Annotated in this window: 16 protein-coding genes and 1 pseudogene; 4 read left to right on the forward strand and 13 right to left on the reverse strand. The window is 75.0% G+C overall.

Features of this window, described 5'->3' with window-relative positions; translation table 11 throughout:
- Window positions 1-13 precede the first annotated feature (13 nt).
- From ACQUFX_RS08490 to ACQUFX_RS08500, 3 genes are read right to left on the reverse strand one after another with little or no spacing between them, the layout of a single operon-like run.
- The gene (locus tag ACQUFX_RS08490; RefSeq protein WP_428965475.1) at window positions 14-982 is read right to left on the reverse strand and encodes an asparaginase; all 969 of its coding nucleotides are present in this window, start codon (window positions 980-982) and stop codon (window positions 14-16) included.
- Complete coding sequence (locus tag ACQUFX_RS08495) at window positions 979-1,125, reverse strand: hypothetical protein (RefSeq protein ID WP_428965476.1); 147 nt, start codon at window positions 1,123-1,125, stop codon at window positions 979-981. The genes ACQUFX_RS08490 and ACQUFX_RS08495 overlap by 4 nt, the downstream gene beginning before the upstream one ends.
- Entirely contained in the window at window positions 1,122-1,859 is a 738-nt protein-coding gene (locus tag ACQUFX_RS08500; protein ID WP_428965477.1) for a Clp protease N-terminal domain-containing protein, read from the reverse strand. The genes ACQUFX_RS08495 and ACQUFX_RS08500 overlap by 4 nt, the downstream gene beginning before the upstream one ends.
- Window positions 1,860-2,004: 145 nt before the next feature.
- On the opposite strand from ACQUFX_RS08500, the gene ACQUFX_RS08505 reads away from it, so the two are divergent.
- Both ACQUFX_RS08505 and ACQUFX_RS08510 read left to right on the forward strand, forming a co-directional pair.
- Window positions 2,005-2,655 (forward strand): LysE family translocator, encoded by a 651-nt coding sequence (locus tag ACQUFX_RS08505; protein WP_428965478.1) that lies wholly within the window; start codon window positions 2,005-2,007, stop codon window positions 2,653-2,655.
- 79 nt (window positions 2,656-2,734) lie between these two features.
- Window positions 2,735-3,880, forward strand: a complete 1,146-nt coding sequence (locus ACQUFX_RS08510; RefSeq protein ID WP_428965479.1) for a coiled-coil domain-containing protein — start codon at window positions 2,735-2,737, stop codon at window positions 3,878-3,880.
- Window positions 3,881-3,920: 40 nt separating this feature from the next.
- On the opposite strand, the gene ACQUFX_RS08515 is transcribed toward ACQUFX_RS08510, so the two are convergent.
- Complete coding sequence (locus ACQUFX_RS08515; RefSeq protein ID WP_428965480.1) at window positions 3,921-5,393, reverse strand: peptide MFS transporter; 1,473 nt, start codon at window positions 5,391-5,393, stop codon at window positions 3,921-3,923.
- A gap of 248 nt (window positions 5,394-5,641) precedes the next feature.
- Here ACQUFX_RS08515 and ACQUFX_RS08520 point away from each other — a divergent pair, with 248 nt between their 5' ends.
- The gene (locus ACQUFX_RS08520; protein ID WP_067374064.1) at window positions 5,642-5,983 is read left to right on the forward strand and encodes an RNA polymerase-binding protein RbpA; all 342 of its coding nucleotides are present in this window, start codon (window positions 5,642-5,644) and stop codon (window positions 5,981-5,983) included.
- 65 nt (window positions 5,984-6,048) lie between these two features.
- Here ACQUFX_RS08520 and ACQUFX_RS08525 read toward each other — a convergent pair whose 3' ends face one another.
- The 9 genes and pseudogenes from ACQUFX_RS08525 to ACQUFX_RS08565 all read right to left on the reverse strand — a co-directional run bounded on the left by ACQUFX_RS08525 (window position 6,049) and on the right by ACQUFX_RS08565 (window position 16,272).
- Window positions 6,049-6,603, reverse strand: a complete 555-nt coding sequence (locus ACQUFX_RS08525) for an FxsA family protein (RefSeq protein WP_428965481.1) — start codon at window positions 6,601-6,603, stop codon at window positions 6,049-6,051.
- Window positions 6,604-6,660: 57 nt separating this feature from the next.
- Window positions 6,661-7,467 (reverse strand): polyprenol monophosphomannose synthase, encoded by an 807-nt coding sequence (locus ACQUFX_RS08530; protein WP_428966899.1) that lies wholly within the window; start codon window positions 7,465-7,467, stop codon window positions 6,661-6,663.
- Window positions 7,468-7,495: 28 nt separating this feature from the next.
- Window positions 7,496-9,240 (reverse strand): annotated as a pseudogene (gene lnt, locus ACQUFX_RS08535) (apolipoprotein N-acyltransferase).
- A 390-nt stretch (window positions 9,241-9,630) separates the two neighbouring features.
- A complete protein-coding gene (locus ACQUFX_RS08540; RefSeq protein WP_428965482.1) occupies window positions 9,631-10,959 on the reverse strand; it encodes a glutamate mutase L in 1,329 nt (442 codons plus the stop codon).
- Window positions 10,956-11,348, reverse strand: coding sequence for a 3-aminobutyryl-CoA ammonia lyase (locus tag ACQUFX_RS08545; RefSeq protein ID WP_428965483.1), 393 nt, complete (start codon window positions 11,346-11,348; stop codon window positions 10,956-10,958). Before ACQUFX_RS08545 ends, ACQUFX_RS08540 begins: the two co-directional genes overlap by 4 nt.
- Window positions 11,345-12,094 carry a lysine 5,6-aminomutase subunit beta gene (locus tag ACQUFX_RS08550; RefSeq protein ID WP_428965484.1) on the reverse strand — a complete coding sequence of 250 codons (750 nt, stop codon included), beginning with the start codon at window positions 12,092-12,094 and terminating at the stop codon, window positions 11,345-11,347. Before ACQUFX_RS08550 ends, ACQUFX_RS08545 begins: the two co-directional genes overlap by 4 nt.
- A complete protein-coding gene (locus ACQUFX_RS08555; RefSeq protein ID WP_428965485.1) occupies window positions 12,091-13,650 on the reverse strand; it encodes a lysine 5,6-aminomutase subunit alpha in 1,560 nt (519 codons plus the stop codon). The genes ACQUFX_RS08550 and ACQUFX_RS08555 overlap by 4 nt, the downstream gene beginning before the upstream one ends.
- On the reverse strand, window positions 13,647-15,218 hold the full coding sequence (locus ACQUFX_RS08560; RefSeq protein ID WP_428965486.1) for an amidohydrolase: 1,572 nt from the start codon (window positions 15,216-15,218) through the stop codon (window positions 13,647-13,649). Before ACQUFX_RS08560 ends, ACQUFX_RS08555 begins: the two co-directional genes overlap by 4 nt.
- Window positions 15,219-15,222: 4 nt before the next feature.
- Complete coding sequence (locus tag ACQUFX_RS08565; protein ID WP_428966900.1) at window positions 15,223-16,272, reverse strand: L-erythro-3,5-diaminohexanoate dehydrogenase; 1,050 nt, start codon at window positions 16,270-16,272, stop codon at window positions 15,223-15,225.
- Between the two features lie 145 nt (window positions 16,273-16,417).
- On the opposite strand from ACQUFX_RS08565, the gene ACQUFX_RS08570 reads away from it, so the two are divergent.
- Entirely contained in the window at window positions 16,418-17,812 is a 1,395-nt protein-coding gene (locus ACQUFX_RS08570; RefSeq protein ID WP_428965487.1) for a KamA family radical SAM protein, read from the forward strand.
- The last annotated feature ends 6 nt before the right edge of the window (window positions 17,813-17,818 follow it).

Below are 17,818 nucleotides of genomic sequence, written 5' to 3' on the forward strand. Positions count from 1 at the left end.
GGCCGTCGGCCGGTCAGAGCCGGGCGAACCAGTCCCGGGCGGCGGCGGCCCCACCGGCGCCGAGGGCGACCATCAGCGCCACCCGGGCCTTGCCGGCGGGCAGTCCCCGGGCGCCGACGGCCCCGACGCTGGCGGCGAGCCCGTCGGGTGGTGGCAGGTCGGCCAGCGCGACCGGCCGGGTCCGGCAGCGGGAGGCGACCACCACCGGGATGCCCCACTCGGTGAGGTCACCGACGGTGGCCAGCAGATCGACCGGCACGTTGCCGGGGCCGGTGCCCTCCAGGACGAGGCCGGCCGCGCCGGCGTCCACGGCGGCGGTGAGCACACCCGCCGGGATGCCCGGGTAGGTGCGGATCAGCGCGACGTCGGTGGCCGGCTGGCCCGGGGGGTGCGGCGGGCGGGCCGGTGGGGCGGCGACCGGCTCCACCCGCCCGTTGGCGACCCGGGCCACCACCGGGTACGGGTCCGAGCGCAGCGCCGGGCCGCCGGTGGCGTCGACGGCGGTGACCCAACGGGCGGCGTGCAGGTCGTCGTCGGCGCAGACCAGGACACCGGCGTGGCGCAGCGTCGGGTCGGCGGCGGCGGTGAGCGCGGCGGCGAGGTTGCGGAACCCGTCGGCGCCCGGCTCGTACGGCCGGCGGCGGGCCCCGGTGAGGATCACCGGGCCGGGCAGGTCCGGCCCGAGCAGCAGGTCGGTGAGGTAGGCGGTCTCCTCGACGGTGTCGAGGCCGTGGGTGAGCACCACCGCGTCGTGGCCGTCGTCGAGCAGGGCCGTCCGGACCCGGCGGGCGAGCGCCAGCATGGTCTCCGGGGTGGTGTCCCAACTGGGGCCGGTGGCCAGGTCGGCGACCTCGACGGCGCCGGTGGCCGGCGCGGGGACGGCGGCGAGCAGGTCGGCGCCGGTGAGCACCACCGGGGTGCCGTCGTGCCGGTGGTGGGCCATGGTGTCGCCGGTGGCCAGCAGCAGGATCCGGGGGCTCATCGTCTCGCTTCCGTCGGGGCCGGCGGGGCGGGTGGCGGGGCGGTGCCGGGCCGGCACCGGTCGAGCAGCAGGGGCAGCAGGAGCAGCAGCGCCACGACGGTGGCGGCGAGCCGCGCGGACCCGGTCGGGGCGCGGCGGGTCACGGGCGGGGGTCGTCGGTGGGGCCGAGCCGCTGTTCGAGGCGTTCGACGCGGGCGAGCAGGGGCCGCAGGTGACGGTCGAGGGCGGCGGTGAGGGCCGGGGCGGGGTCGGCCGGGGCGGGCGTCTGGGCGCGCAGGTGGACGTAGCCGGCCAGGGCGGCGGCGACGGCCCGTCGGGTCAGCCGGGGTTCGGCGCCGGCGGCGCGCAGCACCTGCCCGGCGACGCCGTCGGGTTCGGCGACCAGGCCGAGCAGCAGGTGTTCGCAGCCGACGTAGTTGTGTCCGAGCGCGGTCGCCTCGGTGAGGGTGAGCTGCAGGGCGGCGGCGGCGGGGCCGCTGACGTGCCGGCCGGTGGGCTCGGAGTCGGGTTCGGCGTGGGGGTGGGCGTCCAGGTCGCGGCGGAGCCGGGCGGGGTCGACCTCGATGGCGCGCAGGACGTGTAGGGCGAGGTTCTGGCCGTCGTCGAGCAGGGCGGCGAGCAGGTGCGCGGTGTCGACGCCCGGCGGGTCGGTGGCGCCGGCGGCGGTGGCGAGCACGGTCCGGGCGCGGGCGGTGAAGGCGGGCAGCCGCTCGGCGAGGTCGCCGCCGGCCAGGTCGGCCCGGGTCAGCTGGCGGATCGCGGTGACCCGCCGGACGGCCTGTTCCAGGGCGCGCTGGCAGATCGCGGAGACCGGCAGCGCGGTGTCGCGCACGGCGTCGGCGAGGTCGTCGGGCAGGTACACGTTGATCTTCGGCACGGTGGCCTCCTCAGGCGACGGGACCGGCGACGCTGACAGTACCCCCAATGGGGTTACCTTGTCATGGACTATAACCCCACAGGGGGACGCGGGATGCGGGCCGACGGCGTATCGTTCGGGGCGGACCGAGCGACGGGGGCGTCCGATGGTGGGCACGGCGGCGGTGGTGGGGATCGGGCTGGTCGCCCTGGGCATGGTGCTGACCCCCGGCCCGAACATGGTCTACCTGGTCTCCCGCTCGGTGGCCCAGGGCCGACGGGCCGGCCTGGTGTCACTGCTCGGGGTCGCCGCCGGCTTCGGCGTCTACCTGCTCGCCGCGGTCGCCGGGATCGCCACCGTCTTCGTGCTGGTCCCGACGCTGTACCTGGTGGTCAAGCTGGCCGGCGCCGGGTACCTGCTCTGGCTGGCCTGGCAGACCGTCCGCCCCGGCGGCGCCTCGGTGTTCGCGCCGACCCCGCTGCCGCCGGACCGGCCCCGCCGGCTGTTCACCATGGGCCTGGTCACCAACCTGCTCAACCCGAAGATCGCCATCCTCTACGTGTCGCTGCTGCCGCAGTTCATCGACCCGCACGGCGGCCCGGTGGCGGTGCAGAGCCTGATCCTCGGCGCGGTGCAGATCACCGTCGCGTTGACCGTGAACGCGCTGATCGTCCTCGCCGCCGGCTCGATCGCCGGGTTCCTCGCCACCCGACCCGGGTGGCTGCGGGTGCAGCGGTACGTGATGGGCAGCGTGCTGGCCGCGCTGGCGCTCCGGATCGCCACCGACCGGTCCCGGGCGGCGGTGGCGACCGGCTGACCCCCGGGTCGCCGGGCGGACGACGGCGCCACCGGGCCGGTGCGCGCCGGCCCCGGCCGGGGCCTACACTTCGGCCTCGATGGACGCCCCGGACACCACCGCCGAGACCCGCCCCTGCGCCCACTGTGGGCGCGACGTGCCGCAGCGGGCCGGCGCCGGCCGCCCCTTCCGGTACTGCCGGGACAACGACGGCGCGTGCCAGCGGGCCTCCCGCGCCAGCCGGATGCGCCACCGCACCGCCCCCGGGCTGCCCGGCCAGGTCGCCCGCACCTGGGAGGCCGTGGACCGGCTCGACCAGATCGTGGCGACCCTCACCGAGACGCTGCACGCCGAACTGTCCCCGGTCGGGGTGGAGCGCCAGCTCGCCGAGGTCCGCGCGGAGGCCGCGACCCAGGTCGCGCAGGCGCACACCGAACGTGACGAGGCCCGCCGCGACGCCGAGACCGACCGGGCGGGCGCGGTCGCGGCCCGGCAGGCCGCCCGCGACGCCGCCGCCGCCCGGGACACCGCCCACGCCGAGGCGCAGGCCGCCACCGCGCGGGCCGCCACCGCCCTCGACCGCGCCGCCCAGGCCGAACAGGCCCGCGACCGGGCGCACCGGGACGCCAGCGCCGCGCAGGCGCTGCGGGCGCAGGCCGAACGCGACCGCGACGCGGCCCGCCACGAGCTGGACACCGTCCGCGCCGAACGCGACGTCGAGCGGCGACGCCGCGCCGACGTGACCGCCGAACGGGACGCCGCCCGCGCCGAAGCGCACCGGGCCGCCGAGGCTGCGCAGCAGGCCACCCGGCAGGTTGAGGTCCTCACCGGCCGGGCCGAGCAGGCTCGCGCCGAGGCCGAGCAGGCGCGGGCCGACGCCGCACGGGCCCGCACCGAGGCGGACCGGGCGGGCGCGGAGGCCGACCGGGCGCGCGCCGAGGCGGCCGAGGCCGACGCCGGCCGGGCCGCGGCGCAGACCGCCCGCGCCGAGGCCGACGCGGCGGCGCGGCGGGCCGACGAGGCGGCCACGGCGGCCACCGACCGGGCCGCCGGCCTCGCCGCCGAGCGGGACGCCGCCCGGCAGGCGCTCGCCGCCGCCCAGGCCCACGGCGAGGACCTGCAGGCGCGGCTGCGCGCCGCGCAGGCCGAGCGGGACGCCGCCGAGCGGCGGGCGGCGCAGCTCGCCGACCAGGTCAGCGACCTGGCCTCGGCGCTGGCCCGGCTCGGCGCCCCGCCCCGGCCCTGAGCCCGCCGCGCGCCCCGGGTGTCGGTCGGCCCGACCGGGGTCAGTGGATGCCGGCCATCAGGGTGCGCAGGTGCCGGGTGAGCATCACCGCGCCGAGGCCGCACGCCACCGACGCCAACCCGAAGGTCAGGAAGTACGTCGGCGCCGGCCAGGTCACCGCGAGCCGGGCCACCTGCCCGCCGATCGCGTCGCCGACGGCCACGGCGAGGAACCACAGCCCCATCATCTGGCTGGCGTACTTCACCGGCGCCAGCCGGCTGGTGGCCGACAGCCCGACCGGGCTCAGCGACAGCTCACCGGCGACCTGCACGGCGTACACGGCGACCAGCCACCAGGGGGAGACCAGGTCACCGCCGACCGCGGCCTGGGCGGCGGCGGCCATCAGCACGAACGACAGGCCGTTGAGCACCAGGCCCACGGCGAACTTCGCCGGCGTGCCGACCCGGTGGCCCAGGCGCAGCCACAGCAGCGCGAACAGCGGCGCCCCGATGATGATCAGGATCGGGTTGACCGACTGGAGCCAGGAGGCGGGGAGGGTGAACCCGGCCACCGTCCGGTCGGTGCGCTCGGCGGCGAAGACGTTCAGCACCGACCCGGCCTGGTCGTAGATCAGCCAGAACGCGGCGGCGAAGACGAACAGCCACAGGTACGCCCGCATCCGGCTGTGTTCGGTGCGGCTGAGCTCCCGGTCGGTCATGATCCGGGTGAAGTAGCCGGCGGCGACCAGCACGGTGCCGACGGTGAGCAGGTTGACCACCGTGTTCACGGTGAACAGGCCGGTCACCGCCAGCGCCGCCACGACCAGCCCGGCCACGACGACGCCGACGGCGACGCGGGTCAGCGCGCGGCGACGTTCGGCCCCGAGCAGCGGGTCGGCGGGGTGGGCGCCGGCCGCGCCGAGGCCCCGCCCGCCGAGGACGTACAGCAGCACGCCGAGGGTCATGCCGACCGCCGCCGCCCCGAACCCCAGGTGCCAGTTGATCCGCTCGCCGAGCAGGCCGGTGACCAGCGGCGCGGTGAACCCGCCAATGTTGATCCCCATGTAGAAGATCGAGAAGCCGGCGTCGCGGCGTGGGGAGTCACGCGGGTACAGGTCGCCGACCATGGTGGAGATGTTGGGTTTGAGCAGTCCGGTGCCGACCACGATCAGCGCCATGCCGGCGAAGACGCTCCACTGCGCCGGTACGGCCATCACGTAGTGCCCGGCGGCGATGATCACCCCGCCCCACAGCACGCTGCGCCGGGCCCCGATGAGCCGGTCGGCGACCCACCCGCCGGGCAACGCCATCAGGTACACCATCGCGTTGTAGGTGCCGTACACGGCGTTGGCGGTGGCGCCGTCGAGGTCCTGGCCGCCGTCGGCGACCGAGGCGGTCAGGTACAGCACCAGGATCGCCCGCATGCCGTAGAAGCTGAACCGCTCCCACATCTCGGTGAGGAACAGGGTCGCCAGCGCCCGGGGGTGGCCGAGGAACGTCGGCCCCGCGACACGGTACGGCGCGTCGCCCTCCATCGTCACCTCCAGGCCGTCCGGGGGCGGCTATCGTCACCTCCGGGCCGCCTGGGCGGCTAGCATCCCCACTGACAGCCAGAACACGCCACCGATTCGAGCCCGGCCGGGAACACCCCCGCCGGGCGGCTGTCATGGCCGGCTACCCTTGGCGGGGGTCCGCCGCGCGACACCACCGTGGGCGGGAATGGCCCGGCGGCCACGGACCGTTACACGAGAAGACCAGCACCACGAGCGAGGGGAAGTCGATCATGGGCGAGCGCATGCTGCGCGGAAGCCGTCTGGGCGCGGTCAGCTACGAGTCCGACCGCAACACGGAGCTCGCGCCACGGCAGACCCGGGAATACCTCTGCGCCAAGGGCCACCAGTTCGAGGTCCCCTTCGCCGTCGACGCCGAGGTCCCGGTGACCTGGGAGTGCAAGTTCGACGGCAGCGTGGCCCGGCTCGTCGACGGCAGCGAGCCGGAGCAGAAGAAGGCCAAGCCGCCGCGCACCCACTGGGACATGCTGCTGGAGCGGCGCTCCGTCGCCGAGCTGGAGGACATCCTCGCCGAACGGCTCCAGGAGGTCCGCACCCGCCGCGGCCGCGCCTGACCCGCACGACGCGGCGACGCCCCCGAAAGGTCTCCTTTCGGGGGCGTCGCCGCGTCGTCAGGACCTCACCGGGGGCGCGGCTCGACGATCTCCCCCTCGATGGCCCCACCCGGCTGCACCACCGGCTCCCCGGCCGCCGGCGCCGGCTGCGGCGCGGCGCGCGGCGCCGACCCGGGCGGCTCCGGCTGCGGCGCACCCCGGTACACCCGCACCCGGCGGGGCCCGAACAGGTCACCGGCGACCATCGACGACACCCGCCGCTCCGCCGACCGCTGCATGCCCCGGCGGGCCAGCCGACGCACCGGCGGCACCAGCAACGACACCCCCACCAGAGCGCTGACCAGGCCCGGCGCCGCCAGCAGCACCGCGCCCAGCAGCCCCACCAGGCCGTCGGTCACCTGCGGGCCCGGCGGCTGCCCCGACTCCGCCGCCGCGCGGAACCCCCGCCACGCCCGCATCCCCTCCCGCCGCAGCAGCACCAGCCCCAGCAGCGACACCGCGAACACCAGCAGCACCGCCCACCCGAAGCCGACCCACCGGCCCACCGCGACGAACGCCGCCACCTCCAGCACCACCGCCAGCAGCATGCCCAGCGGCACGAACCTCAGTCCTCGGCGCATGTCACCTCATCCGCTCCTCGGCGCGACCCTGGCCTCCCAGCATGACACGCCGCCCCGTCACGGCCACCGGACCTGACCGGTGGGCGTCCCGTGCAACCCCCGCCGCACCGCCGCCCGCCGGTCCTGCACCGCCCACCCGGTGATCCGCCACAACGCCTCCACCACGATCAGCGGGCTCATCTTGCTCGCCCCCCGCTCCCGCTCCGCGAACGTGATCGGCACCTCCACCATCCGCAGCCCCGCCCGGTGCGCCAACCGCGACAACTCCACCTGGAACGCGTACCCCTGCGAACACACCGACTCCAGGTCCACCGCCGCCAACGCCGCCCGCCGGTACACCCGGTACCCGCCGGTGGCGTCCGACACCGGCATCCCCAACGCCCACCGCGCGTACAGGTTCCCGCACCGCGACAACAGCAGCCGCCGCACCGGCCAGTTCACCACCCGCGCGCCCGCCGTCCACCGCGACCCGATCACCACGTCCGCGTCCACCGCCGCGGCCAGCAACCGCGGCAGGTCCTCCGGGGCGTGCGACCCGTCGGCGTCCATCTCCACCACCGCGTCGTACCCGCGCCCCCGCGCCCACCCGAACCCCGCCAGGTACGCCGCGCCCAGGCCCTCCTTGCCGGGACGGTGCAGCACGTGCACCCGCGCGTCGGCGCGGGCCAGGTCGTCGGCGAGCGCCCCGGTGCCGTCCGGGCTGTTGTCGTCGGCGACGAGCACCTCCACCTGCGGGGCCGCCCGGTGCACCCGCGCCACGATCGACGTCAGGTTGTCAGCCTCGTTGTAGGTGGGGATGACCACCAGGACCCGCCCCACCCCGGGATGGCCCTGCGTCCGCCGCTGCCGCACCGTCTCGACCACCACGCCCCCCGTGTCCGTCGCGCCGGCCTCAACCGGCCCCGCTGCCGCGGGCGGCCCCCGCCGGGCGTCCCCGCCCGGCGGCCCGCCGCGTGACACCCGCGGCGACCAGAGCCGCCACGGCCAGCACCGTCAGCGCCACCTCCGGCCACACCCCCACCCGGGTGGCCAGGGTCCGCCCGTCACCCAGGCGCATCTGCCGGGTCACCACCGCCGCCGTGTTGAACCCGGTGGCGTCGAATACCCGCCCGTCGGCGGCCACGAACCCGGACACCCCGACCGTCGAGGCCATCAACGCCTCCCGGCCGTGCTCCACCGCCCGCACCCGCACCATCGCCAACTGCTGGCGGGCCTCGGCCACGTCGAACGTGGCGTTGTTCGTCTGCACCACCAGCAGCTGCGCCCCACCGGTCACCGTGTCGCGCACCAGCCCGTCGTAGGCCACCTCGAAACAGATCACGTCACCCAGCACCGCCGGCCCGGCCCGCACCACCCCCGGCTCCGTCCCGGCCACGAAGTCCGACCGCACCCGGTCGACCTGCTTGCTGACCATCCGCGCCAGGTCCCGCAACGGCACGTACTCGGCGAACGGCACCGGATGCCGCTTCGCGTACACCTGCTCCAGGTCCGGGCCGGTCCCCGGCCGCCACAGCACCCCCGCGTTGCGGACCTGCCCGGCCCGCTCACCCAGCAGCACCGCGCCCACCAGGATCGGCGCCCGCACCGCGTCGGCCGCCTGGGAGATCCGCGCCCCCGCCTCCGGGTTGCGCAACGGGTCGATGTCGCTGGAGTTCTCCGGCCACACCACCAGGTCCGGCTGCCGGGCCGTCCCGGCCGCGACCCGCCCGGCCAGGGCGATCGTCGCGTCCACGTGGTTGTCGAGCACCGCCTGCCGCTGCGCGTTGAAGTCCAGGCCCAGCCGCGGCACGTTACCCTGCACGATCGTCACCGTGACCTGGCCACCGGCGCCGCGCACCGCCACCGGCACCACCAGCCCCGCCCCGACCACCGCGACCGTCGCCGCCACCAGCGCGGCCACCGGCAGCCACCGGCCCCGCCCCACCGGGACGGCCGGGCCCCGCCACGGCCGCCACACCAGCGTCACCAGCAGCCCACCGGCCACCGCCACCGCGAACGTCACCAGCGGCGCCCCACCCACCGCCGCCAACGGCAGCATCGGCGACGAGTCCTGGCTGAACGCCAGCCGCCCCCACGGGAACCCCCCGAACGGGGTCCGGCCCCGCAGCGCCTCCTGCCCCACCCACACCAGGCCGGTCAGCAGCGGCCACCCCCACCGGGCCCGGTCCACCAGCGGCGACACCCACGCCGTCGCCGCCCCCAGCACCGCCAGGTACCCGGCCTGCACCAGCGACAACAACACCCACGGCAGGTACCCGGTGTGCAGGTTCGTCCACGCCAGCAGCGGCGCGAAGAACGCCACCCCGGTCAGGAACCCCAGACCCGCGCCGGCCCGCAACCGCCGCCGGTGCGTCGCCGCCGCCAGCAGGGCCACCCCGACCGGCGCCAGCGGCCACCACCCGTACGGCGGGAACGCCACCAACAGCGCCACCCCGGCCAGCAGCGCCGCCGGCGCCGCCACCACCAACGGCAGGGCCCGGCCCGCCACACCCTCGGCCGCCACGTCCCCGGCGCGCGTCTGTTCCCGGTCGAGCGTCGTCACCGGCACCTCACCACGATCACGCGCCGAAGGCTACCCGCCCCACCCGGGAAACCAGCCGCTACGGGCGACCCCCACCCCGGGCGCGGACAACAAATCGGGGCGCGGCCTGCGCCGCGCCCCGATGCTCCCAGGCCCTCCCCGGCCGGTGGGGCGAGAATGCGGCACGCCGACCTTCGGACCGACCCGACGTGGACTGGCTGCCCCCGCCTGACCGTTGTCTACTGGCCGTGCACCTCACCCTGCCCGTACACCGGTAACCGCGACCGGTTCGCGCCGCCCCGCCGACCCCCGCCCGCTGGACCTGGCCGCCGCAACACATCGCACCGTGTCACTCGGCCAGCGGACGAAGGGACGAAGCGAACAACAGCCGCTTCCCGTAGTAGGACTCAAAGACGGTACGTGGTGCACCCCCGGCCGTGTCAACCCGCCCCCGGCCAGTCGCCCGCCCCACCCGGCGTGTCGCGGCGGCACGCCCACCGACCGTCTCACTCCGTGACGAACCGCCCACCCAACAACGCCCGCGCCGCCCCCGGATGCTCCCGCGCCAACAGCCCCCCGGCCGCCAACACGTAGTCCACGTCCACCACCGCCCGCGCCGCCCGGGGCACCGCCCACCCCCCGGCGTGATCGGTCAACACCCCACCCAACACGCCCACCGCCGCCGACACCTCCGCGTGACGCAGCACACCCCCCGACCCCACCACCAGCCGCACGTCCCGCAGGTCCCGGCCCGCCCACTCCCCACCGGACCCACCCCGGGCATGCCGCCGCACCGCCACCGTCGCCGCCAACCCGGCCAGCCGCCGGTCCACCGCCACCTGCGCCCCGTCGACCGGCACGAACCCCGGATCCGCCGCCCGCACCCGCGCCGCCGCCGCCAACACCTCACCCTCGACCGGATCGACCAGCCGCTCCGCCCCGGCCGCCCGCACCACCCCCGGCGCCGACCACCGCATCCCCAGATCCCCCTCCACGGTCCGCGCCCGCCACCACGCGCCCGCCACCTCCCGACCCGGCCCGCCGGCCCGCTCGTCCGGCGTCAACACCGAGTACACGTCCGTCGTGGCGCCCCCCACGTCCACCACCACCAGGTCCCCGCCGACCACGTCGGCCAGCACCTCCACCCCGGCCAGCACCGCGTCCGGGGTCGCCGCCCGCACCAGCCGCGCGAACCGGCCACCCCGCGACAACCGCTTACCGCCGATCACGTGCCGCAGGAACACCTCCCGGACCGCCGCCCGCGCCGACGCCGGCGCCAACACCCCGAGCGCCGGCAGGACGTTGTCCGCCGCCGTCACCGGCACCCCCGCCGCCCCCAGCAGCCCACACACCTCGTCCCGGGCGTCCGCGTTACCGGCGAACACCACCGGCACCCGCCACCGCGCCCGCGCCAACCGGGTCGCGTTGTGGACCACCACCTCCGCGTCCCCGCCGTCGGTGCCCCCCACCAGCAACACCACGTCCGGGCGGGCCGCCCGCACCGCCGCCACGTCCGCCCCACCCAACCGGCCCGCCGCCACGTGCACCACGTCCGCGCCCGCCGACAACCCGGCCCGCCGCCCCGCCCGCGCCGTCACCAACGGCTCGTACCCGACCACCGCCAGCCGCAACCCGCCACCGGCCGACGAACACACGTACCACGGCACGTCCCGGCCCGCGCCCGCCGCCGCCACCGCCGCGTCCAGGCCGTGCAGCACGTCCGTGCCCACCGACGTCGGCACCGCCGCCACCGCGACCAGGCCACCCCCGGCCAGGTCCACCACCGCCACCTTCGTGAACGTGGACCCGACGTCGGCGCAGACCGCCAGACTCACGCCGCCGCCGGCACGACCACGGTCCCCGTCGCCGTCACCGCCACCACCGGCTCCACCACCACCTCGGCCGCCGACTCGCCCCGCTCCGGACGCCCCCGGCACACCACCCGCGCCACGAAGTCGATCGTGCGGCTGCGCGTCCCCACCCGCGTCACCGTCGCCACCACCTCCAGCACGTCCCCCGCCCGCACCGGCGACCGGAACTGCACCTCGGAGTACGAGGCGAACAACCCCTCGTCACCGTCGGAGCGGATACACACCTCCGTCGCCACGTCCCCGAACAGCCCCAGCACGTACGCCCCGTCCACCAGGTTCCCCGCGTAGTGCGCGTGCCCGTACGGCACGTACCGCCGGTGCGTCACCGTCAACCCCACCCGCGCGTCCGTCACCGCGCCACCCCCCTGCCCGTCACCAACGCGTGCACCAGATACGACGCCACCTCACCCGGCGTCGTCCCCCGACCGAAGATCCGGTCCACCCCCAACTCGGCCGCCATCGACTCGTCGAACCGCGGCCCACCCACGATCAACAACGGCCGCCGTCCCGCCGGCACCGCCTCCCGGAACGCCGCCGACATCTCCCGCGTGTTGTGCAGATGCGCGTCCCGCTGCGTCACCACCTGCGACACCAGCACCGCGTCCGCCCGCTCCCGGCGCGCCGCCGCCACCAACTCCGGCACACTCACCTGCGCCCCCAGGTTCGTCACCGTCAACTCCCGGTAGTACTCCAGGCCCTTCTCCCCCGCGATGCCCTTCACGTTGAGGATCGCGTCGATACCCACCGTGTGCGCGTCCGTCCCGATGCACGCCCCCACCACCGACAACTTCCGCCGCAGCCGCTGCTTCACCACCGCGTTGACCTCCCGCGCCGACAACAACGGAAAGTCCCGCTCCACCACCTGCACCGCCGACAGGTCCACCAGATGGTTCACCCGCCCGTACACCACGAAGAACGTGAACCCGTCACCCATCTGCTTCGCGTGCACCACCATCGCCGGGTCGATGCCCATCTTCGCCGCCAACTGCACCGCCGCACCCTCGGCCCGCTTGTCGTGCGGCACCGGCAACGTGAACGACACCTGCACCATGCCGTCACCCGTGGTGTCCCCGTACGGCCGCACCACCGACCCGCTCATGCCGGCCGCTCCAGCAGCTCCGTCGCCGGGTTGAAGTAGTCCGCCTCGTGCGCCGCCACCCCGTCCAGGCCCTTACCCCGGTCCGCCGGCCGCCGCATGATCCCGAACGCGCCCTCCGCGATCGCGGCCAACAACGACCGCTCCCCGATCCGCTCCAGCAACTCCACGGCCTCACCGAGCACCCGGTGCGCCCGCTGCTGGACGAACCCGCCCGGCGCCGGCACGAAGTCCTCGTGCAACCCGCCCGCCGCGCCCAACACGTACCGCACGTTCTGCAGGGCGATGTCCCGGTCCGACAGCCACGGCGTCACCACCGCCTCGGTCATCATCCCCACCAGCAGGATCCCCTGCCCGGTCATCGTGCCCACCAGGTTGAAGAACCCGTCCAGCAGATTGCCCCGGAACACGTCCCCGGTCATGTGCTTCGTCGGCGGCATCCACTTCAACGGCGCGTCCGGGAACAACTCCCGCGCCAGCAACGCGTGCGCCAGCTCCAACCGCAACGACTCCGGCACATCCGGGTTGATCTCGAACGCGTGCCCCAGCCCCAACTGCCAGTCCGCCAGCCCCGCCTCGTGCGCGAAGAACTCGTTCAGCAACTGCGACACCGTCACCGTGTGCGCCTCGTCCACCGCGTCCGCGGTGGTCAGGTAGTTGTCCTCACCGGTGTTGATGATGATGCCCGCCCGCGCGTGCACCTGCCGCGAGAACCGCTGGTCCACGAACGTCCGCACCGGGTTGATGTCCCGGAACAGGATCCCGTACATCGAGTCGTTGAGCATCATGTCCAGCCGCTCCAGACCCGCCAACGTGGCCATCTCCGGCATGCACAACCCCGACGCGTAGTTCGTCAACCGCACGTACCGACCCAACTCCCGCGACGACTCGTCCAACGCCGCCCGCATCAACCGGAAGTTCTCCTGCGTCGCGTACGTCCCCGCGAACCCCTCCCGCGTCGCCCCCTCCGGCACGTAGTCCAACAACGACTGCCCCGTCGACCGGATCACCGCGATCACGTCCGCACCCGCCCGCGCCGCCGCCTGCGCCTGCGGAATGTCCTCGTAGATGTCCCCCGTCGCCACGATCAGATAGATCCACGGCCGCCGCGCCGGATCCCCGTACCGCCGCACCAACCGGTCCCGCTCCGCGCGCCGCCGGTCGATCCGCCGGACCCCCGCCGCCACCGCCTTGCGCGACGCCCGCCGCGCCGCCGTCGCCGCCTTCCCCGACGGCTGCCCGAACCGCACCGACCCGGCCGCCGCCTTCTGCGCCAGCACCGTCACATCCGCGAGACCCTCCCGCGCCAACGCGTCGAACACCGGCACCGCCACCCCGTGCCCCAGCCCCACGTCCGCGACCACCGCGTCCACCAACCGGTTCACCCACGGGATACCGTCCGGGTCGGCCCCCGCCACCCCGGCCAACCGCAGCACCGCCCGCTCCACCGACACCGTCGTGTGACCACGCGCCAGATCCACCACCGGCTGCCCGACCCGCCGCGCCAACTCCCGCGCCCGCGCCACCACCACCGGATCCAGATCAAGCTTCCCCATCACACCGACCCATCCTCATAGATCACCTCACCACGCAGCACCGTCGCCCGACACACCGGCAACGGCGTCGGATCCGCCACCCCCCGCACCTCCGGGTCCACCGCCTGCACCACCGGCAGACCCCGCTCCACCCCCGCCGGCGTCGACCACACCGCGAACGTCGCCGGCGCCCCCAACGCCACCACACCCTCCGCGTCCAGCCCCACCGCACGCCACCCACCCCGGGTGTGCGCCGCGAACGCCGCCCGCACACTCATCCGCTGCACCGGATTGTGGTGCGCCACCGCCGCCCGCACCGCACCCCACGGATCCAACGGCGTCACCGGCGCATCCGACCCGAACGCCAACGCCACCCCGACCCCGTGCATCGCACCCATCGGGTTCGACTCCAACGCCCGCGTCAACCCCAACCGCGACTCGTACATCCGACCCGCCCCACCCCACAACCGGTCGAACGCCGGCTGCACCGACGCCACCACCCCGAACTCCACGAACCCCGCGATCAACCGCCGGGTCATCAACTCCGCGTGCTCGATCCGGTGCCGCGCCGCCCGCACCCGCTCCACACCCAGCTTCTCCGCCGCCCCCGCGAACCCCGCCAACACCGTCGAGATCGCCGCGTCCCCGATCGCGTGGAACCCGCCCTGCACCCCGTGCGCCGCACAGTCCACCAGATGGTCACGCACCTGCTCGGCACTCAGATACCCGTGCCCGCACGCCCCCGCCTCCCCGTCCCGGTACGCCTGCGACACGTGCGCCGTCCGCGACCCCAACGCCCCGTCCGCGAACAGATCCCCACCGGCACCCACCGCGCCCAACTCCCGGGCCCGCGCCGCACCACCCAACTCACCCCAGTACCCGTACACCTCCGGCACCCCGACCCCCGACAGCCGCAACAGCCCCGTGAAGTCCTCCTCGTCCGAGATGTCCGGCCCACCGCACTCGTGCACCGCCGCGATCCCCAACGCCGCCGCCCGCGCCAACGCCACCCGCTGCGCCGCCACCCGCTGCGCCCGCGTCACCGACCCCTGCGCCGCCGCCCGCACCACGTGGTGCGCGTCCCGCCGCACCCACCCCGACACGTCGTACCCCGCGACCGACGCCACCTCCGGACACGCCGCCAGCAACGCCCGCGACACCAACGCCGAATGGATCGACGCCTGCGACAGGTACACCCGACGCCCACCGGCCGCCCGACCCACCTCGTCGGCGTCCGGCAACCGCCGATCCCCCCACGTCGACTCGTCCCAGCCGTGCCCGAGCACCACCGCGTCCACCGGCGACCCCGCCGCGAACCCCGCCACCGCCGCCAGCAGCTCCCCCGCCGACCGCACCCCCGACAGGTCCAGCCCCGACAACACCAACCCGGTGTCCGTCGTGTGCACGTGCGCGTCCACGAACGCCGGCGTCACCAACGCCCCGTCCAACTCCACCACCCGGTCCGCGACCGGCGCGTCCGCGTCCACACCCAACCAGGCGATCCGCCCGTCCCGCACCAGCAGCGCCGTCGCGCTCGGATCCGCCGGACAGTGCAGCACGCCGCCGCGATACAACGTCGAGGGGTTCGTCATGGCCTCAGTCTGCCGCCAACCGGGCCGCGAAGAGCCCACGCACCCCAGGCTCGGACCGCACCAGATCCAACGCCAACTCCGCGTGCCCCGGCACGTACCCGTTGCCCACCACCATCGTCACGTCCGCCGCCAGACCCTCCGCGCCCAACGCCGCCGCCGCGAAACTCGTCGCCATCGAGAAGAACACCACCGTCCCGCCGTCCTCCGTCGCCAGCACCGCCCCGTGCTCACACCCCGGCACGTCCACGCAGACCACCGTCACGTCCGCCGGCACCCCCAACGCCGTCGTCACCGCCGTCGACACCCCCACCGGATCCCGCGCGTCGGCCACCGCCACCACGTCCGCCAGCCCGGCCGCCACCAGGGCGTCCCGCTCCGCCACCACCGGCACCACCCCGACGGTCCGCCCGGCACCCGCCCGCCGCGCCGCCACCAGCGACAACGACCCGCTCTTCCCGGCACCACCGAACACCGCCACCGTCACCGGCCGCGGATCGGCCTCCCGCCGCCGCCGCGCCACCCGCTCGCCCACCACCCGCGCCGTCAACGCCGGCGCCCCGCACACGTCCAGCACCGCCAACGACAGCTCCGGATCCAGGTCCGTCGGCAGCACCGCCGCGATCGACCGGGCGAACAGGATCGCGTACCCCGCACACGGCACCTGCTCGCTGCGTCCGTCCCACCGGGCCAACCCGTCGGTGAGCACCAGCGGGGTCAACGTCAGCGACACCAACGACGCCACCCGGTCCCCCGGCCGCAACCCCAACGGCGACCGCCGGCCCGCCTCGTCGACCGTGCCGATCAGCATCCCGCCCGACCCGGTCACCGGGTTCTGCATCTTCCCCCGCGCCGCGACGATCTCCAGGACCTCCGCGCGGATCCGTTCCCCGTCCCCGCCGTGCTTGTCCCACAACTGACGAAAACTCGCCGCGTCCAGGTTCAGCCGCTCCACCCGCACCCGCACCTCGTTCGGCCCGACCACGGGACTGGCGTCCAGTCGCCACGCCGCCTGCGGCAGCACCCCCGCCGGCTCCACCACACGGTGCAGCCCCACCGGTGACGTCACGACAACCTCCCCTGTCGCCGACCGAACCCCCGCCCCGGACTCGCCTGACGGGAAAACTTACGGCAGACTAATTTCTCAGCAGGATAATTTCCAGTAGCCTACGAGCCCGACGCTCACCACCCGAGGAGGGGCCGTGACCCGGACGCACCCCGTCGACGCCATCCCCGCGCCCCGCCCCACCACCGACGCCGGGCAACCCTACGAGTACCGCCGCACCCCACTGGTCGAACCCGACTGGACCCGCTTCCCCGGCTGGCGCCACGTCACCCGCGACCAATGGGAATCCGCCCAGTGGCAACGCGCCCACTGCGTCAAGAACATCAAACAACTCCGCGCCGTCCTCGGCGACCTCGTCGACGACACCTTCTACACCGACCTCGACACCGACCAACGCGCGCTGTCCACCATGTCCATGCTGGTGCCACCCCAGATGATCAACACCATGGTCCCGGACGCCCCGGTCACCACCGACGCCCTGCGCGCCGACCCCGTCCGCCGCTACATGATCCCGATCGCCTCCGACCGGCGCACCGACTGGCCGTCCCACCCGTACGCCACCCGCGACTCGCTGCACGAGCACGACATGTGGGTCGCCGAGGGCCTCACCCACCGCTACCCCACCAAGGTCCTCGCCGAACTGCTCGCCACCTGCCCCCAGTACTGCGGCCACTGCACCCGGATGGACCTGGTCGGCAACTCCACCCCCACCGTCGACAAACTCAAGCTCACCCTCCGGCCCGTCGACCGGTACGACGCGCACATCGCCTACCTCAAGGCCCACCCCGGCGTCCGCGACGTGGTCGTCTCCGGCGGCGACGTCGCCAACGTGCCGTGGCGCAACCTGGAGTCGTACCTGATGCGGCTGTTCGACATCGAGACCGTCCGCGACATCCGGCTCGCCACCAAGGCCCTCATGGGCCTGCCCCAGCACTGGCTCCAGCCCGACGTCGTCGAGGGCCTGGAACGGGTCGCCCACACCGCCGCTCGACGCGGCGTCAACCTCGCCATCCACACCCACGTCAACCACGCGCAGTCACTCACCCCGCTGGTCGCCCGCGCCGCCCAGACCGCCCTCGACGTCGGCGTCCGCGACGTCCGCAACCAGGGCGTGCTGATGCGCGGCGTCAACGCCACCAGCACCGACCTGCTCGACCTCTGCTTCGCGCTCCAGGGCGAGGCCGGCATCCTGCCGTACTACTTCTACCTGTGCGACATGATCCCCAACGCCGAACACTGGCGGGTCCCGGTCTGGCACGCCCAGCAACTCCAGCACGACATCATGGGCTACCTGCCCGGGTACGCCACCCCACGGATCGTCTGCGACGTGCCCTTCGTCGGCAAACGCTGGGTGCACATGCTCACCGAGTACGACCGCGAACGCGGCATCTCCTACTGGACCAAGAACTACCGCACCTCCATTGAGTCGGCCGACCTGGCCGCCCTGGAAAAGCGGTACGCCTACTACGACCCGATCGACACCCTCCCCGCCTCCGGCCAGCGCTGGTGGTACGCCCACCGCACCGACTGACCGCCC

Origin of the sequence: Micromonospora fluostatini (assembly GCF_050410825.1) — a bacterium.
GTDB lineage: Bacteria > Actinomycetota > Actinomycetes > Mycobacteriales > Micromonosporaceae > Micromonospora > Micromonospora rosaria.